This is a genomic window from Acidobacteriota bacterium, from assembly GCA_016196035.1.
GTDB lineage: Bacteria > Acidobacteriota > Blastocatellia > RBC074 > RBC074 > JACPYM01.
In genome coordinates this window covers 19,515-44,075 of record JACPYM010000083.1, presented here as the reverse complement: position 1 = coordinate 44,075, position 24,561 = coordinate 19,515, and the positions used below count along the sequence as shown (strand labels likewise).

General features: G+C 57.5%; 17 protein-coding genes. 3 read left to right on the top strand and 14 right to left on the bottom strand.

Annotated features, from left to right (window positions below; all coding sequences use genetic code 11):
• Window positions 1-274: 274 nt before the first annotated feature.
• The 3 genes from HY011_24165 to HY011_24155 all read right to left on the bottom strand — a co-directional run bounded on the left by HY011_24165 (window position 275) and on the right by HY011_24155 (window position 6,269).
• Window positions 275-3,412 carry a TonB-dependent receptor gene (locus HY011_24165; GenBank protein ID MBI3426038.1) on the bottom strand — a complete coding sequence of 1,046 codons (3,138 nt, stop codon included), beginning with the start codon at window positions 3,410-3,412 and terminating at the stop codon, window positions 275-277.
• A 588-nt stretch (window positions 3,413-4,000) separates the two neighbouring features.
• The gene (locus HY011_24160) at window positions 4,001-4,696 is read right to left on the bottom strand and encodes a hypothetical protein (GenBank protein MBI3426037.1); all 696 of its coding nucleotides are present in this window, start codon (window positions 4,694-4,696) and stop codon (window positions 4,001-4,003) included.
• Between the two features lie 718 nt (window positions 4,697-5,414).
• Complete coding sequence (locus HY011_24155; protein MBI3426036.1) at window positions 5,415-6,269, bottom strand: HRDC domain-containing protein; 855 nt, start codon at window positions 6,267-6,269, stop codon at window positions 5,415-5,417.
• Between the two features lie 403 nt (window positions 6,270-6,672).
• On the opposite strand from HY011_24155, the gene HY011_24150 reads away from it, so the two are divergent.
• Window positions 6,673-7,488, top strand: coding sequence for a hypothetical protein (locus tag HY011_24150; GenBank protein ID MBI3426035.1), 816 nt, complete (start codon window positions 6,673-6,675; stop codon window positions 7,486-7,488).
• 102 nt (window positions 7,489-7,590) lie between these two features.
• On the opposite strand, the gene HY011_24145 is transcribed toward HY011_24150, so the two are convergent.
• From HY011_24145 to HY011_24130, 4 genes are all read right to left on the bottom strand, one after another.
• Window positions 7,591-8,142: a class I SAM-dependent methyltransferase gene (locus tag HY011_24145; protein MBI3426034.1), complete on the bottom strand. Its 552-nt coding sequence runs from the start codon at window positions 8,140-8,142 to the stop codon at window positions 7,591-7,593.
• Between the two features lie 249 nt (window positions 8,143-8,391).
• Window positions 8,392-9,534: a glycosyltransferase family 4 protein gene (locus HY011_24140; protein ID MBI3426033.1), complete on the bottom strand. Its 1,143-nt coding sequence runs from the start codon at window positions 9,532-9,534 to the stop codon at window positions 8,392-8,394.
• A 96-nt stretch (window positions 9,535-9,630) separates the two neighbouring features.
• On the bottom strand, window positions 9,631-10,338 hold the full coding sequence (locus HY011_24135) for a M48 family peptidase (protein MBI3426032.1): 708 nt from the start codon (window positions 10,336-10,338) through the stop codon (window positions 9,631-9,633).
• Window positions 10,339-10,791: 453 nt separating this feature from the next.
• Window positions 10,792-12,561: an SMP-30/gluconolactonase/LRE family protein gene (locus HY011_24130; GenBank protein MBI3426031.1), complete on the bottom strand. Its 1,770-nt coding sequence runs from the start codon at window positions 12,559-12,561 to the stop codon at window positions 10,792-10,794.
• 631 nt (window positions 12,562-13,192) lie between these two features.
• Between HY011_24130 and HY011_24125 the strand changes: the two genes are divergently transcribed.
• Together HY011_24125 and HY011_24120 are read left to right on the top strand one after the other, a co-directional pair.
• Window positions 13,193-14,353, top strand: a complete 1,161-nt coding sequence (locus HY011_24125) for an MBL fold metallo-hydrolase (GenBank protein ID MBI3426030.1) — start codon at window positions 13,193-13,195, stop codon at window positions 14,351-14,353.
• A 104-nt stretch (window positions 14,354-14,457) separates the two neighbouring features.
• Window positions 14,458-16,899, top strand: coding sequence for an ABC transporter permease (locus HY011_24120; protein ID MBI3426029.1), 2,442 nt, complete (start codon window positions 14,458-14,460; stop codon window positions 16,897-16,899).
• 81 nt (window positions 16,900-16,980) lie between these two features.
• Here HY011_24120 and lepB read toward each other — a convergent pair whose 3' ends face one another.
• The 7 genes from lepB to HY011_24085 all read right to left on the bottom strand — a co-directional run bounded on the left by lepB (window position 16,981) and on the right by HY011_24085 (window position 24,449).
• Window positions 16,981-17,781, bottom strand: a complete 801-nt coding sequence (gene lepB / locus HY011_24115) for a signal peptidase I (GenBank protein ID MBI3426028.1) — start codon at window positions 17,779-17,781, stop codon at window positions 16,981-16,983.
• Window positions 17,782-18,020: 239 nt separating this feature from the next.
• Window positions 18,021-18,254, bottom strand: a complete 234-nt coding sequence (locus HY011_24110) for a hypothetical protein (protein MBI3426027.1) — start codon at window positions 18,252-18,254, stop codon at window positions 18,021-18,023.
• Between the two features lie 35 nt (window positions 18,255-18,289).
• Window positions 18,290-20,182 carry an asparagine synthase (glutamine-hydrolyzing) gene (asnB, locus tag HY011_24105; protein MBI3426026.1) on the bottom strand — a complete coding sequence of 631 codons (1,893 nt, stop codon included), beginning with the start codon at window positions 20,180-20,182 and terminating at the stop codon, window positions 18,290-18,292.
• Between the two features lie 27 nt (window positions 20,183-20,209).
• Window positions 20,210-21,298: an Rpn family recombination-promoting nuclease/putative transposase gene (locus HY011_24100; GenBank protein MBI3426025.1), complete on the bottom strand. Its 1,089-nt coding sequence runs from the start codon at window positions 21,296-21,298 to the stop codon at window positions 20,210-20,212.
• 196 nt (window positions 21,299-21,494) lie between these two features.
• Complete coding sequence (locus HY011_24095; protein MBI3426024.1) at window positions 21,495-22,517, bottom strand: glycosyltransferase family 2 protein; 1,023 nt, start codon at window positions 22,515-22,517, stop codon at window positions 21,495-21,497.
• An 8-nt stretch (window positions 22,518-22,525) separates the two neighbouring features.
• A complete protein-coding gene (locus tag HY011_24090; GenBank protein ID MBI3426023.1) occupies window positions 22,526-23,431 on the bottom strand; it encodes a class I SAM-dependent methyltransferase in 906 nt (301 codons plus the stop codon).
• A complete protein-coding gene (locus HY011_24085; GenBank protein MBI3426022.1) occupies window positions 23,421-24,449 on the bottom strand; it encodes a methyltransferase domain-containing protein in 1,029 nt (342 codons plus the stop codon). Before HY011_24085 ends, HY011_24090 begins: the two co-directional genes overlap by 11 nt.
• Window positions 24,450-24,561: the final 112 nt, after the last annotated feature.

Genomic DNA, 24,561 nt, shown 5'->3' with positions numbered 1-24,561 from the left:
TGCTGGAAAAACTGACCCACCTGATTGCGACCTCATTGCCACAACAGCTTGCCTCGGTAAATACGTCCTAAAGCTAAATTCAACTACCACACTCTCAACACACAATCGGCAAAATCAAAGCGAGCCGCTAATCAAGTACAATAAAAACAATGAGAATTTTCAAGTATCCTATTTTAGTAGGACGCATAAAATGAAATTGGGCTGCTCATCTATTAGATGAGCAGCCCCTAGTTGTTATTCATACAAGGCTATAATGCCTTTGTACAGATAAAACTTAGAACTGGACACGCAAACCAAGACGGACATCGCGGATACCCTGATAAGTGTTCGGGAATCCGTAGTTGGCGCTCTTGGCTGGAGCCACACCATTAACCGGGTTCACCAGCTTAGTGACGTCCCAACCACCTTTATAAAAGGCTTCTGTTGAAAGAGATCCGTGGAGGTCACCGGTGCGGTTAAACGTTGGGTCAATGTTGATCACGGCAGCCTGGTTGAACAGGTTGGTGATGTTCGCGTCAAACTTCATCTTTACGCGCTCGCTCAGATTGATCGTGTGTGCGACCAAAAAGTCGGTTTGCGTGTACGCCGGGCTACGGCCTAGATCGCCACGGTCGTTGTAAAAGACCGGCACGATGAACAAAGCGGCGGAAGTGAACGGTGTGCCGCTGTAGGCAACCTGATTGAGCGAGAACAGCGTTTCACCAGACTTGCCGCCCCAGGGCTGTGCGTAGTTCAGGAACAGCTTGAAGGTGTGCGGACGATCGGTCGGCAGCAAGCCAATCGCGTTCTGTCCCTTCGAGGTGAAGTTACCCGGCGCAAGGTCAAACGCACGGCTCACATTCGGGTCTGAACGGCCATTCTCGTCTGAGTTCGCCAAGCCAGGCCAGTTACCGTACAACCGGCTATAGGTGTATGAAGCGTTGTAGTTCAAGCGCTTCAGGTAACCTTCGCTAAAACGGCCATCCAAGCGGAACTCGACGCCGTCGTAGTTACGCACCGCTTTCGGAGTCAGCGGTACACCGCTCGCCGTGGTGTACTTCTTGGCATCCGTTTGACCGAAGCCAGGGTTGCCAATCGTGTAAACTTCGTTTTCCTGAGCGTCTAACACGCCGATGTCTTCAATGCCACGCACCAGACGGTTGCGGGTATAGCGCACGTTGAAGACCATACCTGGCTTGATCTCGTGATCGAGACCAACGGAGTATTGGCGGGTAGACATCGGCTTGATCGCCGGGTCAATTCCGTCGAGTTGTCCCTGGGCGTTGATCGGCACCGTGCGGTTGTCAACGTCCAGCACTTGGGTCGTGCCGCCTGCCAAAGCGGACGGAGTTGCCAGTGACAACTTAGAGAGATCGGTATCGTTCAGGCGATAGTAATGATCGTGCCAATAGTCACCACCGAAGGAGCCACGCGCCAATTCATACTTCATCAAATCGTAGTATTGGCCGTAACTGGCGCTGACTTTCCATTTGCCATTGCCCAACACATCCCACGCGCCACCGATGAGAGGAGCGACTTTATCGCCCCAGCCGAAGCTGATCGGATTCGGAACTTTATTGCCGTTGACTACTTTGGCGTAAGGCGGCAGGAATTCGTTTTCGAGACGAATTCCGAGGTTCAACGTGACGTTCTTTGCCACCTGCCAGCTATCCTGGACATAGAAGCCCTGGTTCCGGCTGGTGACCTGAGAATCGTGACGAACGCCATCGCGCCAGATGTAATAGCCATAGGTGCCACGCACGCCTTGAACGCTGCCACGGCTGATGGCTTCACCCCAGAGAATCTGGAAGCGGCCATTGGTATAGTCGTCTTTCACATCATTCTTCAGGCGGTTCAAAGCATAGCCGCCCTTGAAGCTGTGACGCTGACCGAAGATGTTCGTCAAGTAGTTGGCATTCAAGTAGACATTGTGACGTGTCGTGATGTCGCGTTGAATCGCTAAGGTGGTCGCAACGTTTGTAAAGCCAGATGCCTGGCGGTACGCCACCGGAATCTGATCATACTGAGCTTGCGTCAGCTTACCCGCCGCCACCACAGGTGGCGGATTGGTCCCAGTTCCCGGCGCTGCTGAAGCACTCCAAATAAGATAGGGACTGCCGGAGATACCGTAATTCCCGTCCTTATCATTCAGATACTTGTAGCCGTAACGAGCTTCCAGGATCAAATGTGAATTGACCGTATAGGTGCCCGAAGCCGTGTAGTTGGACGCTGGCACATAACCACCGCGGATCGAGAAATCAGTGCTGCCTGGGGAAATGCGCGGGTCAGTACCGGACAAGTCGCCAATGCGTTTGACCGGGTTCCAGAAGTAAGAAGTGTTGATCTGGAGTTTTTGCGTTGGCGCATAGTCAACACGCGCGACACCGCGATGGGAAATCTGCCGTTGCGTCGTCGTCTTCGTTCCCACCAGGAAGGGAGTAGTGCGCTCGGCACGGAACAAATCGGCCGTATACCCCGTGAAGAAATTCAAGCGCTGTTTGATCAGCGGCCCGCTGAAGGCAAAGCCTGGGAAGAAGGTGCGGTACTCATCTTCGCGCTGGCGGAAGAATTCGTTTTTGGTCGGGTCAGCCGCAGTGTTTTGCCATCTACCACGCGGTGCCGAGTTCAACGCGGCACCGTTCATTTGCAGCCAGCCGTCACCATGAAACTCGTCCGAACCGCTCTTGCTGACGACGTTGATCACGCCGCCCAGCGTGCCGGTGTATTCCGCTTCGAAACCGGCGGTCTTGACCTGCACTTCACGAACAAACTCGAAGGGCAGCGAGTCATTGGCACGCAGCGCGCCACGACGCACGTCAGAAACATCCACGCCGTCCACGACGAAGGTGTTTTCCGAACCGCTCGCGCCGTTGATCTGGAAACCGCCAACGCCGAAGTTGCCGGATTTGGGTTCGGGCCGCACGCCCGGGGCGACAACCAGCAACGAGTGGAACTGGCGGCCTTTCGGCGTGTTGTCAACGAACTGTTCGGTGATGTTGGTAGCAGCCTTGCTAGAAGTCACGTCAATGATGTCCGAACCCGCACTCACCGTGACCGATTCGGTCACCGCACCCGCCGAAAGCGCTACGTCAACGTTGGAAGCTTGTCCGAGGACAACCATCACGTCTTCGTTTTTGACAGTTTTGAAGCCAGTCTGGCTGACGGTGACGTTGTAGACGCCGGAAGGTACCTTCGGGAAAATGAAGCTACCATCCTTGCCGCTCGTTGCATCCAGCGAGCGCACCAAGCCAGGACCTGAGAGCGTTACTTTCGCCCCCGGCACCGAAGCGCCAGCCGAATCTTTGACCGTACCAGTAACGCTCCCCGTGTTCTCTTGCGCCAGCGCGATTGATGACGCGAAGACCAACACGGCAGCGCCGAGCAAGAGGCTGAAAAATCCCAGCGTCCTCTTGGCCAAAAATGTTGGTTTCATAGTGGGAAACTCCTTTGTAGTTGGGGTTAATTAAGACGTTGTGGTGTCAGTTGCCCGCAACGCTTGACCGATCACGGTTCATTCAATTTAGTGCAATGACCATCTTCAACAAGATAACCGCGAATGAGTTTTATGCCGTGATATGTCTAACTGATAAATTTATGGTGAAGATGCGCAATCACTGTCTAAATTGTGGATCACTCCTGCGGAGTCTGGTAGCTGGCAAGTGGCATTCCAACAAGATGTAAAATAAACGCTGCGCGGCAAAGGTATTCCAAACTTAGAGTTATCACCTAAGTCACGGTTGTTGCTGGCTCTAACCTGTTCAAAAAAATGAATTTCAGTGCAAATTTTCGGATTGATTTTGTGACTTGGTTTTACCGAATCGAAGGCGTTTTATGTTCGGTGGATAAGAGCTTGATTGGAAGCCTGAAGGATGATGCTCGACCGTTGTTTGTTTGGATTTTCGCTGCCCAGTAAGACACGCCAAAAGAAATCTTCCTTTGGTTAGGCAGAAGGTAAAAACGGTTGAGTGCAAAGCCCGGCTTCGCGCTAAACCGTCGAGGTGTCAGGGCGGTTGCCTGCGCGTCAAAAGTTGATGCGGAAGTTACATTGATGCAGGTGCAGGCGTGGGCGGCGCACTTCCTGAATTTCGCAATCAAGGTGGGCAAATTGCTGCAACATCGTTTCCAGGATTTTGCGGTAGTAGTAATGCGCACCCACCAGCGTTTCCATGCGGTCGGAGAAAACCGCATCGCGCAGGGTCAAATAGAGGCCTTGTTCATGTTGCGTCACCAGAATTTGATTGGTGCTGCCTGCGAACCGCTCACTGAGACGCCGTGCCGCCGTGAGGGCCAGTCTGAAGCGTAGCGAGCGGGGCATATGGCGGACGGCGAATTTGACCGAACGATTGATTTCCTGCGAGAGCGGCGCAAACAGGGCTTGGCCTGCTTCACCAAAAACGTCACGTCCTTCCGGTTCGCTTGCCACCATGCGCGCCAGTTTAATGACCCGCGCGGCGCTAATGATGGGGAGGCGTTGTTGCACGATTGCCTGGGTGCGTTCCAGTGTCAGACCCAATTCGCGGCTGGCACGCAGATACAATTCCGGTTGCCGGTGACGCACGGCTTTTAACAACTCGTGTTGCACCAGCGGCGCACAAGAGGGTGTGCTGAGCGTCGTTTCCTGTGGGTATTCTCTGTGAATACGGATATAGGACACCGTTGGGGGGACAACCGATGTTAAACGTAGCGGAGTTGCGGGGGCGTTTACCAAAGCTAACATTACGACGAACTCCTTTCTTGATCTGCGTGGGTTACGGGACGTCTAGCGGAAAGTAGTTTTGGAGCAAGCGCAAGCAGCAGAATGCGGCCTCCAAAACCAGAAAATGCCCACTGCTGCGGCAGGGAAAGCAACACTCCCAAGGGAGAAAACGAGAAGCGAGTGCGCTTCTGAACTGCTCAGCAACCGATCTCAAACTGTTGATGTTTGGCGGCCCGCGCTAACCGCCTAGTGAGGCAAGACTCAATTGGCTGGCTGTGCCACACCGCGCTTTTACAAGCACTTTCAGCCAGCCGATCTACAAAAGTTGTACGGATAATTTAGAGGGAGTTATCCAGCGGTAATGTAAAGAGGAACTTGGCGAGCTTGCCGCTATGCCAAGCATATCCGCCCTACTTTTTCTGATGACGTCACCTGTTTATTGAATGACCAACAGCCCGCTTTGTGTGTAGTCTTGCTCGCTAGGATTTGGTGAGCAGTCATTTCAATCAATCTTTCAGCAACCAAACGAACAGACTTAAGACAGGCTCGCCCGAATCCTGTGCGTTGCGTATGTTTATGAAAATTGATTGTTGAGTCGCAGGCGCAACTTAACGAATGGTTGTTGGGCTGTCAATACAATTCCGGGAAAAATGTTTACAGAAACTTGCTGATGGGTCGTGATGATGCAGACGGGGCGCTAAATTAGACCTCGAAGACAAGCAGGCTCGGCATTCTAATTCTAGGACAAGCAGGCCAGTAGTTGCTCGCCGTACTTGGCGATGCGCGCCGGACCTAAGCCATAAATCGGATCGAGATCAGCCAGCGTGCGGGGGCGGGTGATGGCAAGCTGTTCCAGGGTCTTGTCGTAACAGATCATATACAGCGGCAGCCGCGCGCGTTTGGCCTCGACCTCGCGCCACGTGCTGAGCCGTTCATAGATAATGCGTTCTTCGCCAGTCAACGGACGCAATTCCGGGCCGCGCGGTTTGGCAGTGGGTTTTGGTTCTTCTTCTTCGCCCTTGCGTTTGAGGCGTGCGCGTTTGAGTTCGCTTTCGAGGCGCCCTTGCGACTTTAGCCGGTCAGTCAGTGTCTGGAAGACCTGCAAGGCGGCCTGTGCGTCGAGTGCCGCATAGTCGAGTTGCGCACGTGAGAGCGGACGTTTGCGCCAATCGCTACGCTGGTGGCTCTTATCGAGCGTCATGCCAAACAGGTGATCCGCCACCGAGGCCAAGCCATACGATTGCAGGCGCAAGGTGCGCCGCGCCAACCGCAAGGTGTCAACAAACCCGGCAGGCTCGAAGCCCGAGCCGCGCAAGATGCCATCATCGAAACGCGCATTATGCGCGGCCAGCACGATTTGTGGATTCTCGATCAGGTCGCGGGCGGCTTCAATGCCGGCGGCGAGGGCATCCACGACGACCACCGCGCCGTTGGGCGCCGCCAGTTGCAGCAGACTTAACCGGTTTTCTTGCGTGCGGAAATCATAAAAGGTCTCGGTGTCGAGGCCGATGATTTCCTGCCCGGCAAAATCCGCCAGCAGCGTGCGCGTTTCTTCAGGATCAATCAGGTAGCGATAAGGGATGTTCGGGTTCAAAACGATTTGGGTCTATTGATGGATTTCAAAATGAATATCGGTAAGCAGACATCTAACATCCGTTCGCGCCACTTGCAAATGCTTTCAGCTTGCCGCGCGCCCATCCAACCGCTTTGGTCTTTTGCTGCCAGCCTTCATTCAGTGCATTACTCCCTCCATCTTTCTTGACTCGCCCAGCGGCGCGATCCGGCAAACTAAGCTGCGCGTCAAAAGGCCGCGTCCGCGCCTGCTTTTTCGCGGCTTTGCGCGCGGGTTTGCACAGCGTTTCAGGCTCTTTCGTTGAACTCTGCTCCGCTGACCGCAGTAGTAGCGGATGTCACGACGTCAGCCGGACTGTCTGTGCGGCTGCGTTGCAAGCATCTCCTGCCGGCGGTTCAACAAAGTGCGAGAAGGAGGGAACGGAATGCGAAGAGCGTCTGTGTGTACTGTCTTCGGAATGTGTGTGTGCGTGTGTTTGAACGTTGCCGTGTGCGCGGGCAATACGCGCTTTCGCGCCGGGTTGCGCAATGCGCCCGGCGTTGAGCAGTTGTCGGTCAAACAACTGCAACAGGTGTTGCAAAGCCTGCGTGACAAGACCGGCTGGCAGAGCTTGTATTTTGATGAAGAGGCGTTTCTGGTTTGCCCGGAGCCGGCAGTCTTTAGCGGCGGTTCCGCCGCCGCGCGGCGTTTGTTGTGGGCGGCGCTAACGAGCACCGCAGCCTACGACCTGGAATCTCATCAGCATTCACGGAACGTGACCTTCGCGCGGCTCGCGCCCGCCGTTGATTTCGAGAGCCGCCGCACGGGCGCCAGGATCAGCGCCTATCCTTTGCAGTTGGATTTCGCAGACTTTCAGCAATTGCGCGGCGACGGACTCGCTTTGAAAGCGTTCGATCTTGGCCTGGTCATTTTCCATGAACTCGGCCACGCCGTTTGGCGCCTGCACGACGCCGCCCAGTCTGAGGATGAGCCGGGCGAATGCGAATCCTTCATCAACCTGATTCGCCGCGAATTGCAATTGCCGGAGCGCCAGAATTATCTGGCGCGCGTGCGTTCGGGAACCTTGAACCTGATGCTGGGGACGCGGCTCATTGCCGAACTCTATTTTGCGCGTACCTCTGAAAAACGGGGGCAAGCCAAGCAGGAGCGCTTTCTTTTGCAGTGGGAAGCTGAAACGGTCGGTATCATCTCCAAGCCTAATTGGAATGCGAAACCTGGATTGACGGCGGCTTTTCACTGAGTGCAGGCAGCGGGTTTGGTCGCAGCGAATTTGCTAGCGGTGTCAGTGCGAGAATAAATTCGCCGCGCTCAACCTCTTCGCCAACTGCATCCGCGCCGGTCTTTAGCGGCGTTGTGCGTACACCCGGATGACATCGCCAAGCTTGAGGTGCAAGGTGCGGTCTTCCATCCGAACAACCCGGCAAAGCTTGGTCAGCACCGCCGCCAGCGGGCGATTGAGGCGGCTCAAGCGGCTGAGAAACAGGCGCACGCTCATGGCCTTGCCCACCGCGCGCACTTCGCGCACGGCGAAGCCATGCTCTTCGCACAAGCGGGTTAAGGTCGCCGGGGCAAAGAAAAACAGATGATCGGGGATGAACTGCCGCCAGCGCGCGCCGAGCAGGTGGAACCAAATGGTTTCAATGTTCGGCGCTTCCAGCACCAGCCAGCCGCCCGGTTTGACGAGGCGCCGCAATTCGCGCACAGCGGCGACCGGGCTGGGCAGGTGTTCGATCACGTGATAAAGCAGGGCGACATCAAACTGCTCTGACGGCAATTGCGCGTCAAAGAGCGTCCCCGTCACGCAGCGCAACCCGCGCGCGCGCGCGGCGGCGCTGGTTTGCGCATCCGCTTCGACGCCGCGCGTGTCAAACGCCGGACTGGCTGCCGCCAGCAAGATGTAGGGCGGGATTTAATCCCGCCCTACATCCCTCATTTTCAGCTTGATGGAGTACTAGGTTGAGTACGCCAGCGGTTTGTATGGGCGGCGTGGCTGCGACCGCTGTGGCAGGTTCAGGCTTGACGACGAAATGCAACTGGCAGCGGCGGCAACGCACCAGCGGGCCGTCCAGTCGTGGGGTTGCCAACACGAATTCGCTGTCGCGAGTGCCACAGAGATCACAAGTTGGAGCGTTGAGGTTCAAGGCTATTTGTGTTTTTCCGCAAAACTGGCTTGATACAACTGCAAGGTTTTTTCCGCTGCCTCGCGCCAGGTGAAGCGCTGCGCGCGTCTAGGCCCATCAGCACGTAATTGTGTCTGCAATGTTGCATCCTGCAATGCGCGCCGCAAACCGTTCGCGATGGCCGCTTCATCAAAAGGATCAACCAACAGCGCCGCTGTGCCCACGATTTCGGGCAAGCAGGAATTGTTGCTCGTGACCACGGGTGTGCCGCAAGCCATTGCTTCGAGCGGCGGCAGGCCGAAGCCTTCAAAAATCGAAGGATAGGCAAAGACTGCTGCGGCGCGATACAACGGCGGCAACTCTTCATCGGCGACATAGCCGGTCAGAATTACATCCGCTGCCCAGGGTTGGCGCGCGACCTCGGCAAAAATTTCGTGATGCAACCAGAGCTTGCGCCCGACGATCACCAGTTGCTGGGTGAAGTTGGACTGTTCCGCCCGCAACTTAGCATACGCCCGTATCAGCCGCACCAGATTCTTGCGCGGCTGCAAACTGCCGACGGTCAGAATGAAGTCGCGCGTGATGCCGTAGCGGGCTTTGACCTGTGCCGCTTCATCCGCCATTGCTGGCGTGGGTGTGAATTGGGCTGCGATGCCATTGTAAGTGACCGCGACTTTCTCTGGCGGCAACTTGTAGGTGCGCAGCAAATCCTGCCGCGAATATTCCGAAACAGTGGCGATGCGGGCGGCGCGTTGGGCCGTGCGGCGCACCGTGAGTTGCAATTGCCAAGCCCCGCGGCGCGTGAATGTTTCAGGCAAATGCTCAAAGGCCAGATCGTGGATTGTCGCCACCACCGGCACCGGGCAAAACGGCGGTGCGGTGTATTGCACGTGTAGCACATCCACGGGGCGGCGGCGCAACTCATACGCCAGATAAAGCGGCACGCGTACCAGCGGCGTCGGTGGCGGGATTTGCCGGATGGCGAAGTTGGGATGCGCGCGCGCAAACCCTGTGCGCCATTCGACGGCGGCCCGGGCATTGGCCAGATAGAGCGAATAGCGATTGGTGTCGTCTATTTCGGCCAACGCCGTGATCAATTGCTTGATGTAAGTTTCGTTGCCGCCCTGTTGTGCGCCGATGGCGTGAGCGTCAATTCCGATGTGCATAGATTGGGGAGGATGATACGGTGAAAAACGAAAAGGGTGAAGCGGCGCTGAGCAAAATGACCGCTTCACCCTTTTTCTTTTCCATGCCGGTTGATGCTAACGGCGCTCGGCCATGTCATCCAGCCATTTCATGGCCTCGTCAAACTTGGCGAAGCGCTTCTCATCAGTGCGAAAGGCTGCGGTGTGATAAATGCGGCGTCCTTTCACCACGCGCGGCTGATGTTTCATGTGCAGCATCTCGTGGTAGAGCACGAATTCAACAACGTACTCGGGCACGTTAGCCTGATCCAGGCAGCGGCTGATGATGATCGTGTCGTGCGAATAGTCGTGATGCCCCAAGATGCTTTTGCTGCGGCGCGGGCTCCAACTCAGCACGGGTTTCGCCAACTCGCTGTCAAAGTAACGGCGGTTGAGCCGGGTGAATAACTTGTCCAGATTGTGCGTGCGTCCCAGCGCCGTCGTGACCCGTTTGTAACCACGTTTTTGCCGCGCCAAATCCGAAGCGCGCAGCACCTGGGGTTGATAGGCATATTGGCGATAGCGTTGGTCGTGTTCCGGCGTAATGCGTTTTTTGAACAGTTTGGCGACCAGGATGTGCGCCAAGGCCCGATGCACTTCGAGCGGGGCGTCTTGTAGCAAGTCCGAAACGCGCACGTACATCCGCCGGTTGCGTAACCGAATCGTGTGGTTCAGCCCGGCGAAGGGGTAAAACGAGACGTGGATTTCCGGCATATCCGACCGCTGAGTGATCTGGCGGAAGGCGTCGGCGAAGACCGTTTTCAGGGAATTTTCTCTTGGCGACATTACGACCTGCCTCACGAAAGCTGCATAAATAGGGGATGAAACGCGAGATGCATACTAAAAACATCGTGAATACGGCGTCAATCACCAATTCAGGGGCAGGGCTTAAAGTGATGACAGGGCTGAAATTTTAGTTTTCATAAGGCAGGTGCGGAAAATCGCCGTAGTGCATCCGAATCGGGTAACCGACTTTGTTCTCAGCAGTTTAGAAAAGGAAACCTCGCTTTTGGTTGAAAAGTGGGGTTTATCCGCAACTATTTCAGCAGTTAACCGGCTACTTTCCCGCCAGCCAGATTGCGGCCCGCAGAAACTAAGGCCTGGGCCAGCACCTTAATTTGCCGCCCCGATTCTAATCAGGTTAAAACTCACGCAAGGGTGGTGCGGGGACTTTACCGCATTTCACGCGCCTTGAGCGGACGGGTGCGGGTAAAGTCCCCGCACCTCATCCAGGATTTGTCAGAGCCGTGGCGCTGCCGGTTTGTTCGGCACATCCCAGGCATTGGCGCCTTTAACCTTCAACTTCCGCTTGTAGACCTTGTCGCCACAAGTCGCATACAAAACGTCACCATTCGCGCCGCCAAAACAGAGATTTGAGAGCTTGCCGTTCGGCGTCGGGATGATCGCGTTGACGCGCCCGGCCTGGTCACAAATCTGGATGCCGAGCCGCGTTGCCACGTACAGCCGCCCCTCGCGATCCACGCGCATCCCGTCCGCGCCGCTGTCATCGGCGGTATCGGCGACGTGCAGCCAGTAATAGCGCTGTTTGTGCGCCAGCGTTCCGTCAGCTTGAATCTGGTAGCTATAGACCCAATGCGTGCGCATTTCGGCGACGTACAGCAACGTCTGGTCGGGCGAAAGCGTGACGCCGTTGGAAAAGCGCAGGCCTGTGTCTACGATTTTCTTTTCGCCGTTCGGCTTGACCAGCCAGATATTGCTTTGCGGGTCGTAGCCTTTGGGGTCGGTGGCGTAGACGTTGCCGTTGTGACTGACGACGAGATCATTGATCTTCACTCCTTCGGTCAGCGTCGTCACTTGCCCGCTCGGATCATAAGCCGTGATTTTTTGTGCCGTGCCCGCCGCTGCATAAAGCTTGCCGTCTGGGCCAAACGCCAAGCCATAAGCGCCTTGCGTGTTGGTGGCAAATTCGCTGAGCTTGCCATCCAGCGCGACTTTCCAGATGTTGTTGCTCGAACCATCGGCAAAGAAAACTTCGCCTTTGGCGTTGGCCACCGGGCCTTCGCTGAATTTGTAACCTTCGCCCACCAGTTGCCAGTCTTCGCCGGGGATGAGCAAGGCGGCGAGCGTATTGTTTTTGCTCACGCCCGGTTTGATGGGCGCGGGCCAATCCTTCCACAGCCAGCGCATCACGTCGGGGAAAATCGCTGTGCCATGCCGTCCGCTGTGCGGGCCTTCGCCCCACACGTGATTGATGTCGTAACCGGCAAAGGCCAGCGCGCGTTCCAGCGTTTGGTTCGCCATCCACCAATCCCCGGCGTAAATGTTTTGATCGTTCGACCCATCCTGCAAAAAGACGCGTAGCGGCTTCGGTTCGTATTTGCGCAGCAGCGTGGAATAGCGGTCGCCGCCGCGCAATCCGACGTATGTGCCAATCGCGCTAAACACGCGGCTGAACGCATCGGGACGTTCCCAGGCCGCCGTGAACGCCGCAATCGCGCCGCTCGAAGAACCGCCGATGGCGCGGTCGTTGCCATTCTTTGACAAGCGAATCACACGGCCATCACTGGCCTTTTTCGTTTCCACCTCGGGCAAAATCTCTTCCAGAATGAAGCGCGCGTAGGCGTCGCCCAGGCCGTCGTATTCGTAGCTGCGATTGAAACGATCCAGCGCGGTATTGCCATCCGCCGCCAGCACTTTGCCGTGCATCACGAAGACGCCGATGGTGACGGGCATTTCTTTCTTGTGAATCAGATTGTCGAAGACGACCGGCGCGCCCCATTGCACGCCGTCCTGATTGACGTAAACGCAGGCGGGTTGTTCGGGTTTGTATTGGGCCGGAATGTAGACCCAGTATTCGCGCCAGGTGCCAGGGAAGATTTTGGATTTGTCGAAGGTGAATTTGAGCACTTCGCCCTTGGGCACGTCCGGTTGAGCTACGGAATCGGGGTGCTGTGGATAGGTTTCGGTATTTTGCGGCGTTTGCGCCCAAACAGCGGACGACGCGGCCAACAGCGAGATGAACGCCAGCGAGAGAATGCGTAAGCGCATAGCAGTTGTGTTTCCTTTCTGGTTTTGCAGGGAGACGTTTCGGCGCCGCGCATTATGGCGCGTTTGGTCGAAAGAGGGAACGTCTGCAAGGTGGAAAGCGGCGGGCGGCTGAAAATATCTGGCGGGGTTGCGCGACCTGGGTACGCACCGCTTCCAGCGTGCGGGCTTGGCAGGTGACGCTGTCGGCCAGAGGCGCTGATTTGACGCTTGCATGCTGGAAGCAGGGCTTTTGCAAAGTCGCCAACGAGAGCGCTCGAACGATTTGACTGATTCCTGATTCCTGACAAACTGAAAATCAGCCGGGATTTTCAGTTTGTCAGGAATCAGGAACCGGGAATCAGGAGTCAGTCAAAGGTCTTGGGCGGATGTTTTGAGGAGGTTGCAAAAGCCCTGACGCTGAAGGCGGCGCGCACCCAGGTCGTTTGCCAAATTCAGCAGGGTTCGCTTTTGGGATTGCCGTTCCCCGCAAACGAACACCAACGGCCCCGTTGCCACAGAGTCTTTTTCAAACAAACGTCGGTCGCGCAGCACTTATCAATGCGTCTTTCCTGGCACGCCAGTGGCTAATGGCAACACGACCCTGCAACTGCGCACGCCTGTCCGTATCACCCATCATCTAGGCAAGGAGTGTATGCAAAATTTGATGCGACCGTTTGGCTGCTGGATACTGACAGCCGCGTTTTCTCTGTGCTGGTTCACCGGCACACCACAATTCCCGCCCGCCATGCTGGCGCAGGCGGAACAGGCACCCGCGTCACACCCCAATCCTGACCCGCCCAATCCGGCGCGCAACTTCGCCGTGCAAAAACTGGCCGAAGGCGTTTACGCCGTCATCCGCCAAGACCTGCCCGGTTTGATGGTGGATGCTAACAATGTCTGCATCATCAACGACGACGATGTGATCGTGGTGGATGCCAACGGCGCGCCTTCGATCACCAAAGAAGTACTGGCGGCCTTGCGCAAACTGACCGACAAGCCGGTGCGCTACGTCATCAACACGCACTGGCACGACGACCACATCATCGGTGATCCCGTCTACCGCGCCGCCTTTCCCAACGTCGAATTCATTGGCCACGCGCGCAACCGCGCATACTTGTCGAATCAAGGCCAGGTCAATCGCAAAAACTTTGTCGAAGGCGCGACGCAGTTTGTGCCGGAACTACGCAAGCTGATCGAACAGAACAAGAACCTCGCGGGCGCTGAACTGACAGGGGAAGAACACGCCAGTCTCGACAGCGATTTGCGCCTGGTTGGTTTGGTGCTGGCCGAAGCGCCGCAAACGCAATTGACACTGCCGACCATTGCAGTCGAGGAACGCCTGACGTTGCATCGCGGTCCGCGCGTGATTGACATTCGCCACTTGGGACGCGGTCACACGGCGGGCGATCTGATCGTGCATCTGCCCAAAGAAAACATCGTCATCACCGGCGACCTCGTCGTCTGGCCCGTGCCGTTGGTCGGCGGCGAACAGTCGCACGTCGGTGAATGGGGCGCGACGCTCGAAAAGATACGCGCGCTGCAACCGGCCATCATCGTGCCCGGCCACGGCCCGGTGTTGCGCGATGACGTTTACATCAAACAAATGGCCGCGCTGTTCGCCTCCATTCAACAACAGACAACGGCGTCCGCCGCACGCGGTGAAACGCTGGAGCAGGCGCGCAAGAGCGTTAAACTCGACGAATTCCGCCGTCAGTTCGCGGGCGAATCGCCGGTCAGGAAATTGCTGTTCGGTCAGTATGTCGCCGGGCCGGGCGTCGCTGCCGCGTATCGCGAGGCGACGGCGAAACGCTGACTTTTTGCTGAGATGCGCCGCAGATGGGCGCAGATAAACGCAGCTTGTTCAAAGACTGATCCGTGGATGGCCGCGCCCATCCGCGGCCATCCACTTGGAGGAATATGCAAACACTCTGGCAAGACCTGCGCTTCGGCGCGCGCATGTTATTGAAACATCCCGGCTTTACGTTGATTGCCGTCTGCACGCTGGCCTTGGGCATCGGCGCGAATACGGCGATTTTCAGCTTGATTGACGCCGTGCTGCTGCGGCCTCTGACGTATGATAAGGCCGAGCAATTGGTCATGGTTTGGGAAGACTCTACGGCCATCGGCTTCCCGCGCGACACGCCCGCGCCGGGCAATTACAGCGATTGGCGGGCGCAGAATCACGTCTTTCAGGATGTCGCCGCGCTTGCTTACCGCAGCTTCAATCTGACGGGCGAGGGCGAACCGGAAAAGCTGCAAGCCTTTGGCGTGACGGCGAATTTCCTGCCTTTGCTGGGTGTGTCGCCCGCTCTTGGCCGCAACTTCCTGCCCGGCGAAGACCAGCCCGGTGCGGCCAAGGTCGCGTTGCTCAGCTATCAATTCTGGCAAAGCCGTTACGGCGGCGAATCCACGATCATTGGCCGCGAGATTCTGCTGAACGGCGAAAAATACAGCGTGATTGGCGTGTTGCCGCGCGGGTTTCAGTTCGGCGACCGTTACATCCGCGTGTGGGTGCCAGCGGGATTCAGCCCCGATGAATTAGCCAATCGCGACAACCATTACCTGAATGTGGTCGCGCGGCTCAAACCCGGCGTCACCGTCAGTCAGGCCGATGCCGACATCAGCGCCATCACCCAACGCATCGCCCGGCAATATCCCAACCTGGCCGAAGGGTTGAGCAGCGTCGTCGTTTCATTGCGCGAAGAGTTCACGGGCGAAGTGCAACGCGCCTTGCTGTTGCTGGTGGTCGCCGTCGGATTTGTTCTGCTGATTGCCTGCGCCAACATCGCCAGCCTGTTGCTGGCGCGCGCGGCGGCACGGCAACGTGAAATCGCCGTGCGCGCCGCGTTGGGTGCCGGACGCTTCCGGCTGGTGCGGCAATTCCTGACGGAAAGTTTGCTGCTGGCGGGCGGGGGCGGAGTGCTCGGTGTGTTGTGCGCCGTCTGGAGCTTTGAATTTTTGCAACGGCTGATTCCGTCGGGGCTGGTCTTGCAAGCCAGTTTGCAACTCAATCCGCGCGTGCTGCTCTTTACGTTGTTGGCGGCGCTGGCGGCGGGCGTGCTGTTCGGTCTCGTGCCCGCCTTGCAAGCCGCGCACGTCAACCTCAACGACGCGCTCAAACAGAGCGGCGGGCGCGCCGGTGGCTTTGCCGGCGGGGGCGGCCAGCGCCGTTTGCGCAACGCCTTGGTCGTGGGCGAAGTTGCGCTGGCGCTGATTCTGTTGATCGGCGCGGGGTTGTTGATTCAAACGCTTTACCATTTGCACGGCCAGTATTCAGTGTTGCAACCCGAAAGCGTGTTGACCGCGCGCACGGTGCTGCCCGATTACAAATACGGCGAACACGCCAAACGCGTGCAGTTTTACAGCCAGGTGCTCGACCGCGTGCGCGCTTTGCCCGGCGTTGTTTCGGCGGGGTACACGACCTCGGTGCCGTTGGAATGGAAAGGCGGCGCGAACGGCCTGACCCTCGAAGGCAAACAGGGTGGGCCGAACATTTTCAATTGGAATGCAAACCACCGCCAGGTGACCGAGGATTACCTGCAAACGCTGGGCATCCCCTTGCAGAGCGGGCGCTATTTCAATGCCGGAGATCACGAGCAGGCCCAGCCGGTCGTCATCGTCAACGAAACGATGGCGCAAAAATACTGGCCGGGCGAAGAACCGCTGGGCAAACGCTTCAAGCTCGGCGGGCCTGATGCAAAGACCCCCTGGATGACGATTGTCGGTGTCGTCGCCGATGTGCGCCAGATGGGCATGGATGTGGCGGTCAAACCGGAAATGTATTTTCCGCAACGCCAGGTTCGCTCGCACGCTTTTTTCACGCCGCGCGATCTGGTGCTGCGCACCCGCGTCGAACCGCTCACCCTGGCCGCCGCCGTGCGCACAGCCATCCACGCTGTTGACCCCGAACAACCCGTCGCCAACATTCAGACGCTCGCCGAAGTCCTGAGCGGAGAGTCGGCCATGCGCCGCACCGGCATGACCTTGCTGGTGTCATTTGCTGTGTTGGCGCTGTTGCTGGCCGCGCTCGGTCTGTATGGCGTGCTTTCGTATTTCGTCACGCAGCACACGCCCGAAATCGGCGTGCGGATGGCGCTGGGCGCGCGACCGTCCGATGTGTTGCGGCTGGTGTTGCGGCAGGGAATGACGCTGGTGTTGGGCGGCGTCGCGCTTGGCTTGCTGGGTGCGGCGGTCTTGACGCGGTTGATGAAGAGTCTGGTTTTCGGCATCGGCGCGAACGACCCGCTGACGTTTGTGCTGGTGCCGCTGCTGCTTTGTGCCGTGGCGTTGCTGGCGTGCTGGCTGCCAGCCCGCCGCGCGACCAAAGTGGATCCGCTGGTGGCGCTGCGGTACGAATAAAAACTTCCGCGAAGACACACGCAGCGGCACGAAGAGAATTGGGTTTTCTTCGTGCCGCTGCGTGTGTCTTCGCGCAGAGCTTTATTTGATGGCCGTGCCTGACCGCCACCAGTGTGTGTTGAGCAGCACGTTCAGCGGTGGGAAGCCGTAATCGCGATTCGCAGGATCGTTGCGGTTGTACGACCAGTGCACATAGAGCGCGTGGGCGATGACGTTGCTGCGCGGCACGGTGCCCCAGAAACGGCTGTCCACGCTGTTGTCGCGGCTGTCGCCCATCACGAAATAGCTGTCGGGCGGCACGGTGAACGGTTCTTTGACGGCGTACTTGGCGTTGTTTTCCATGTATGCGTGCGCCGCCCCGCTGTCGTTCTGGTCGTGATAGGTTTGGTAGTGCGCTCCGGCTGGCACCGGGCCGGTATTCAGCACTTTGAGCGCCGACCGCGCGTTGTAATTGCCGGTCATCTCTACGCTCAGCCGCTGTTCGGGCAATTCCTTGCCATTGACGAACACGGCCATCCCGCGCACCTGTACCGTATCGCCGGGCAGGCCAATCACGCGTTTGACGTAATTGACTTTGGGATCGCTCGGCAGTTTGAAGACGATCACATCGCCGCGCCGGATTTCGCGTGATGGTTGCAGCGGCCCCAGCCACGTGCTGCGTTTGCCGAAGATGAATTTGTTGACGAAAAAGTGATCGCCGATGTTGATGGTGTTTTGCATCGAGCCGGTCGGCACTTCGACCGCCTGGGCGACAAAGGTCATGCCGAAGAGGGCCATGATCACGGTGATCAAGCCTTGCTCGATGTAATCGCGGAGGGTGGATTTCGGCGGTGCGCTGGCGGCGGGGATGAAGGCACAGGGTGAATTATTCGGTTGGGTCATGTTGTTTTAGCGGTTCAAAGTTAAAAGGCTTGCTCAAATCCTGACAAACAAAAAACATTGCAGCTAGATCGGTTTTCACTTCAGTGTGCGGGAAAACCGCGCAGCAGTGCGGTACCGCGCGCGTGAGCAAGCGGAGGTTTGGCGGTTCAGCCAATGGCACAAGCTGGTCGCACCGCTTGCTCACGCGCGCGGTACCGCACCAGCGCCATCTGCCCCCGTATACGCAATTGCAAACCGATCTAATGTTTGCGCAAATCTTGCCAGAGAAACACACAACCGAAAGCTAGCAAAATAAACGCGAGACCAAAGCCAATGACTTTGGCGGGCTTGGATAATTGCAGTTCCTTTGGGCCTAACCAACTGCTGAGCAACAGGGCTGCGTAGATGAATGTTTCTTTCCATTCACCCAGAAGCAAAAGCAGCACAATGAAACACGCCAGCGCAATGTTGATTGCTTTTTGAAACTTGTTCATAACCCCTCCTGGCAAACGGCGGGGCCGATTGTAGGCTAAGTTTCCAACAACGGCCAGAGTTCAAACATCAACAACGTCCAAATCAATTTGCGATGGTCGGCCACGCCGCGTTCGTGTTCGTCAAGCATCCGCTGCACAAACGTCGGGTTGAACAGCCCGCGTTGTTCTAGTCTTTCTGGCGCAAAGGTGTCACGCACCAGCGGGCGCAATTCGCCTTTGACCCATTTGGCGACGGGCATGCCGAAGCCTTTCTTGGGCCGATCAATCACGGCGCGTGGCAGCCGGTCGCGCATGGCTTGTTTCAAAATGTATTTGCCGGTGAAGCGGCGCAGCTTCAAATCCAGCGGCAATTGCGTCAGGAATTCGATGAAAGTGTGATCCAACAGCGGTGCGCGCGTTTCCAGCGAGGCGGCCATGCTGGCGCGGTCTACTTTGAAGAGGACGCATTCGGAAAGGTAATGCGTCGCATCCAACTTCATCATTTGTTCAATTGCGTCGTGCCCGTTGGCGCCAGCCGGTTGGTCGTAGTCGCTGACTTCGTCAAACACCGCTTCATCAGGACAGGCGGCAATAATGTCGGGATGCAGCAATTGGCGTTGCAAGGCGGCGTCATACGAACCCATCCAAACCGTATGGCGCATGCCTGTGGGCAGTCCAGCCCCGCTAATAAAGCGTTTCGCTTTGAAATCGAAGCTCAGATTGTTGGTCGAAACCGGCAGCCGCGCGACCGCCGGTTCGATCAAGCCTTTGCGTACGAAGGTGGGCAGCGCGTTGTAATAGCCCGTCATGCGATGCGCCAGATAGGTCGGATAGCCCGCAAACAATTCGTCGCCGCCATCGCCGCCCAGCGCCACTGTGACGTGTTCGCGGGTAAAGCGCGAAACCAGAAACGTCGGAATCAACGAGGCATCGCCCAACGGTTCGTCCAACAGGCGCGGGATTTCGGGCACGATGTCGAGCATGTCGTGTTCGCTGAAACGCTGTTCGTAGTGCTCCGTGCCCAGGTGTTCGGCGACCATGCGTGCATAGGAAGATTCGTCAAACGATTTTTCTTCAAAGGCGATGCTGAAGGTTTTGACCCGGCCCACCGCCGATTCCGCCGCCATCGCCGTGACCGCGCTCGAATCAATGCCGCCCGATAACAGGACGCCCAGCGGCACATCGGCGACCAGGCGTATGCGCACGGCCTCGCGTAACAGGCGGCGGACTTCGAGCAGGGCTTCTTCTTCACTGATGCGCAGGCGTTCCTGTTCGTAGCTGAGCTGCCAGTAACGTTCCTGTCGCCAATGACCGTGCTCAAAAATCAGCCGGTGTGCAGGTGGCAGCTTCCACACGCCTTCGATCATCGTGTGCGGTGAGGGGACGAATTCGTATTGCAGATATTTGCGCAACGCCAGCAGATTCAATTTGCGCTCGACTGCCGGATGTTGCAGCAGGGCTTTCAATTCCGACGCGAAGACAAAGGCTTCGCCGGTTTGCGTGAAATAGAGCGGCTTCTCGCCCATGCGGTCGCGCGCGACTAGCAGCCGTTGTTTGCGCGTGTCCCACAACGCAAAACCGAACATGCCGTTCAGGTGCTGCACGAGTTCGTCGCCGTACTCTTCGTAAAGATGCACGATGACTTCGGTGTCGGATTGCGTGCGCAGCGTGTGGCCGCGTTGCAGCAACTGTTGGCGCAAAGCGGGGAAGTTGTAAATCTCGCCGTTGAAAACGACCCAGACCGAACGGTCTTCGTTGCAGATGGGCTGCTGTCCGCCCGCCAGATCAATGATCGAAAGCCGCCGCATGCCGAGCGCGACGTGGCCGTTGAAATAGAAGCCTTCGTCATCGGGGCCGCGATGCAAAATGGCGCTGTTCATCGCGCGCGCGACCGCTTCGTTAATGGGTTGCTGCTGATCTGTGTTGACGTAACCGATGATACCGCACATCCGCGCCCATCCCTTCGTTGGCTGGTGTTAGTGTTTTACTTCGGCCTCGCCGCCATGCCGGCGCAACCACTCCGTCAAATCATCTGGCGTGCGAAAGTCGAGTAAAGCCTCGCCCAGCATTTCCAAGCGCTCTGTGGGGAAGGCGTTGATTTGCGTGCGGACTTCTTCAGTCAAAAGGCCGAAGCGATGCTGAACCTGGCGCAAGGTGAGCAAAAGCAGCCCTTGATGAATGCCTTGCTCAAGACCTTGCTCAAGACCTTGCTCAAGACCTTGCTCAAGACCTTGCTGGAGGCCAGCCTGCAAGCCTTTTTGTACGCCGAGATCAATATATTCATCGAAGATCGTTTGCATGACGTGTTCTCCTTGATCGCTCTGTTGTGCTATTGCCTGGTTGAGCGCCAATTTTAGTTCGCGGGGGGTGGTGCGCGCGCCCGCGTGCGACAAATATAGCAGCACGGTGCGCAGAAATTCTATCGCGCTTTGTTCTTGCGCCTGAATCAACAAGCCGAACAATTCTGCCAGTCGTGCAGACGATTGCGGCGCAAAGATGGATTTCAGGATTTCCAAACCGACGCGCAGGATGGCCTGGCCCTTCAAATCATTTGCCGGATACGCTGACAGATCGCACAGCAGGTATTCGTACTCCGGCACATAACGGCGCAATTCATCCGCTCCCACCAATTCCACCAGCGCATGCAAATTGGGCGCGGCTGTCCAGCGCGCGGCGCCGTGATAAAACACGATGGGCAGCATCACCGGCAAGTGCTGCGCGCCCTGCGCCAGGTGCTGTTCCCAAAACCGCACTTGATAACGCAGCAACTGAAACGCGACCGCTTCGGACGGCGCGCTCTTGTGTTCAAACAACAGATAGATGAAAAGCTCGCCGCCCGCGCGGCGTTGCACGCGATAGAGCAAATCAGAAAAGTGTTCGCGCAATTCATCATCAATAAAACTGCCCTTTTCCGGCGTCAGCGTTGGCAGATTGAGCAGCGCGACGATTGCGGCGGGCAGGTAATTGCTGATGAAATCCGCCGCCGTGTCGGGCTGGCCGAAGAGTTCTTTGAAAAATTTGTCGTGTGGATTGGCGAGTTCGGACATGGTTGCATTCCGGTTCATTGCTGGGGCTGATTACGGCTTAGACCGGTTTGCAATTGCGTTTACAGGAGCGCGTTGTACCGGGACGGTACCGCGCGCGTGAGCAAGCGGCGTGTCAAGTTTACGCTGTTGGCCGAACCGCCCAGGCTCCGCTTGCTGACGCGCGCGGTACCGTCCCGCTGCGCAACTTTTCCCATACACTGATGTGAAAACCGATCTAATCATCCTCAAAGTTAAAGCGCGCTTTCACGGTATAAATCGGCTTGTCCTGCGATTCGTGGTACGTCCGCACCACCATCTCCGCGATCAAGCCCATCAGGAAAAACTGGATGCCCAGCGCAAACAGCACCAGCGCCACGACCGGCAAGGGCGTTTGAATGAAATCGGCGTGGTGCGGCCAACTGGCGAACTTCATCAAGAAGGCCAGCCCGCCCGCCAGCGCCGAGACGATGAAGGAAATCAGTCCCGCGCCGCCGAATAAATAAATCGGCTTGGTCAGATAGCTCGCCATGAACTTGATCGTGACCAGATCAAACACGACTTTGATCGTGCGCGAGAGGCCGTATTTTGAAACACCTGCCGTGCGCGCGTAATGGGCGACGGGAATCTCTGTCACGCGCCCGCCCACCCAGGCGGCATAGATCGGAATAAAGCGATGCATCTCGCCATACAGATGTACGTCTTTGAGCACTTCGCGGCGATAGGCTTTGAGCGAGCAGCCGTAATCGTGCAATGGCACGCCGCCGATGCGCGAGATCAGGGCGTTCGCCAGCCGCGACGGGAAAGTGCGCGTGATGAAGGCGTCCTGCCGGTCTTTGCGCCAGCCCGAAACCACGTCGTAACCCTCCTCCAGTTTTTGCAGCAGCCGCGCGATGTCCGCCGGATCGTTTTGCAGATCGGCATCCATTGGGATGAGCACCTCGCCGCGCGCCGCGTGGATGCCCGCCGCCATCGCCGCCGTCTGGCCGTAGTTGCGGCGGAAGGCCACGACGCGCACACGGTCATCAGCGTCGGCAAACTGTTTGAGCAATTCCAGACTACGGTCACTGCTGCCGTCGTCCACATAAATCACCTCGAAGGTCTGGCCGAGTTGCGCCATCGCTTCAAAAATCTTTTGGTTCAAACGCGGCAGGTTTTCCTCTTCGTTATAGACGGGCAGGAAGAGCGAGAGCTTCGGCGCAACTGTGGATTGCGGCCTGTTGCCGGATTGGACGATTGCGGATTCAGTAAGCGTGCTCATTGGGTTTTCTATTCAGCTTTACGCATCACGCAGATCAGCGAGACGCCAAAGGGCAGGGAATGGTGGCGCAACCAGCCGGCTTCGCTGGCGAAGAGTTTGGCGATAACGCCGTTGATAAAGGGATGATTGATGCGGTTTTCGGCCTGCTCCGCTTGGCCCAGCAGCGTCAGCAAGCGGCGGCCCAGCCAGATGGGCGCGAACATCGCCAGGTTGGCGTAACTGATCTTTTCGATTTTCAAGCCGGCGGCGGCGACAGCGGTTTGTAACTGCGGCAAGCGATAGCGCCGCTTGTGGCCCGATTGCACATCGTTCGGCCCCCACAGCGCCTGAAACGCCGGAACGAAAATCACGGCGGGCGCGCCCGGTTTCAACACGCGGCGGATTTCGCGCAAGCCGCCGACGTCATCGTCCAAATGTTCAATCACATCGAGCGCTGTGACCAAATCAAAAGAGCTTGTGGCGAAGGGCAGTTCAGTCGCGCTGGCACAGAGCACGCGCTGATGGCCGCGCTGCCGTGAGAAACGCAACGGCAAGTCGAAGAGATCAATACCTTGTACTGTGCCGAAGCGTTGCAGGTGATCCATCGTGGCGCCAGTGCCGCAGCCGATGTCGAGGATTTGCCCTGGGTACGCACCGCTTCCAGCGTGCGGGCTTGGCAATTGACGGAATGAATCAGGAGTTGGAACACTGGCCTTTATGCCGTCTGACGCCGAGGCCGCACGCTGGAAGCGGTGCGTACCCAGGGGCGTACCCAGGGCTTGCTCAATCAGCGCAAAGACAATCGCGCGTCGCCCGACAAACCACCAGTGCGCATCTTCGACATCAAAAAGCACTTCGTAATTGGATGGGCGCATCACGCCATTTTCGCCCCAGACGGCTTCGACGGCTTCGACTTCGGGTGCGTTAAGCGCCATAACCGGCCTCCATCTTCGCAGAGTGGGCCGCGTGCGGCTTGACGAAGCCGAAGCCGCGCCAACTGTTTTGATTGTGCCAGTGCAATTCGACGTGTTCGGCGCGGGCTTCGGTGAACCAGGCGTTGAACTCTGTGCGGCTTAAATAAAACGCGACGGGCGCGGTCAAGTGGTCGTGCACGATGTTGTGAATCTCGTGAAAAGGGAAGCGCGCGATGTAACTCAGATATTCGCCGTAAAATAAAAAGCGTTTGAGCGGCGTGCCGCTCAGTGGCAGGTAAACCAGCTTCAACACTAACCACAGCAGCAAACTCGGCAGGTACGACAGCCAATAGAGCGCGCGCATCGGCAGCTTCGAGGTGAAATGCTCGCGCAGCGGGTTGATGAAATGCACGATCCAGCCATTGTTCTCGCGCCCATAAACCCAGGCCGAAATCGCGCCGCCCGGTTTCAGGTGTTTGCACAATGAGGCGAAGCCGCCGCGCGGGTCGGGCAGGTGATGCAGCACGCCGACCGAAAAGGCGTAATCAAACGCCTGTTTCAATGGCAGGTGATAGATGTCGGCTTGAATGATGTGCGCATTCGGCAAATCGCGTGTGTTGCGCTGGGCGGCCTCGACGGCGGCGCTCAGGTCTACGCCAACGATGGCTTGGGCGCCCCATTCGGCGATGGCGCGGGTGTGGCGGCCTTTGCCGCAACCGCCTTCGACGACGAGTTTGCCGCGCACAAACTCGGGCGTGACAGGCGCTATCCAATCCAAAAACTGTTGCTGATGATGTTGCTCGACGTGGTCGAAGACCAGCCATTGCGCGCCGAAATTTTCGGCGGTCTCGCGCTGCGCCGGATCGTTTTCCAATTCGACAAAACGCGGCACGCCGTGGCGAATGGTGAACGTGTGCAGACAGCGCGGGCAATGCAAGGCGCCCGCCTCAATTTCAGCGTCCGTTTGTTGCGTTACCGTCAGGGTTAAATCGCTGCCGCAGGTGGGACAGGCTAACAATGGGAGCAAGGATTCTTTCATCGTGGATCACCAAAACCGGCCAAAACCAAAGACCACCGGAACCGGGCGGGATTGTAGTCAGGCGGCTAGGGCAAGGCAATTTCTTTTTTCAAGAGGTGAGAAAACCCGCGCG

What these genes read in the sequence shown, in the direction of transcription:
- HY011_24165 (MBI3426038.1), bottom strand. Translation starts at nt 3,412, where the DNA reads ATGAAACCAACATTTTTGGCCAAGAGGACGCTGGGATTTTTCAGCCTC.
- HY011_24160 (MBI3426037.1), bottom strand. Translation starts at nt 4,696, where the DNA reads ATGTTAGCTTTGGTAAACGCCCCCGCAACTCCGCTACGTTTAACATCG.
- HY011_24150 (MBI3426035.1), top strand. Translation starts at nt 6,673, where the DNA reads ATGCGAAGAGCGTCTGTGTGTACTGTCTTCGGAATGTGTGTGTGCGTG.
- HY011_24140 (MBI3426033.1), bottom strand. Translation starts at nt 9,534, where the DNA reads ATGCACATCGGAATTGACGCTCACGCCATCGGCGCACAACAGGGCGGC.
- HY011_24135 (MBI3426032.1), bottom strand. Translation starts at nt 10,338, where the DNA reads ATGTCGCCAAGAGAAAATTCCCTGAAAACGGTCTTCGCCGACGCCTTC.
- HY011_24130 (MBI3426031.1), bottom strand. Translation starts at nt 12,561, where the DNA reads ATGCGCTTACGCATTCTCTCGCTGGCGTTCATCTCGCTGTTGGCCGCG.
- HY011_24125 (MBI3426030.1), top strand. Translation starts at nt 13,193, where the DNA reads ATGCAAAATTTGATGCGACCGTTTGGCTGCTGGATACTGACAGCCGCG.
- HY011_24120 (MBI3426029.1), top strand. Translation starts at nt 14,458, where the DNA reads ATGCAAACACTCTGGCAAGACCTGCGCTTCGGCGCGCGCATGTTATTG.
- lepB (MBI3426028.1), bottom strand. Translation starts at nt 17,781, where the DNA reads ATGACCCAACCGAATAATTCACCCTGTGCCTTCATCCCCGCCGCCAGC.
- HY011_24110 (MBI3426027.1), bottom strand. Translation starts at nt 18,254, where the DNA reads ATGAACAAGTTTCAAAAAGCAATCAACATTGCGCTGGCGTGTTTCATT.
- asnB (MBI3426026.1), bottom strand. Translation starts at nt 20,182, where the DNA reads ATGTGCGGTATCATCGGTTACGTCAACACAGATCAGCAGCAACCCATT.
- HY011_24100 (MBI3426025.1), bottom strand. Translation starts at nt 21,298, where the DNA reads ATGAACCGGAATGCAACCATGTCCGAACTCGCCAATCCACACGACAAA.
- HY011_24095 (MBI3426024.1), bottom strand. Translation starts at nt 22,517, where the DNA reads ATGAGCACGCTTACTGAATCCGCAATCGTCCAATCCGGCAACAGGCCG.
- HY011_24090 (MBI3426023.1), bottom strand. Translation starts at nt 23,431, where the DNA reads ATGGCGCTTAACGCACCCGAAGTCGAAGCCGTCGAAGCCGTCTGGGGC.
- HY011_24085 (MBI3426022.1), bottom strand. Translation starts at nt 24,449, where the DNA reads ATGAAAGAATCCTTGCTCCCATTGTTAGCCTGTCCCACCTGCGGCAGC.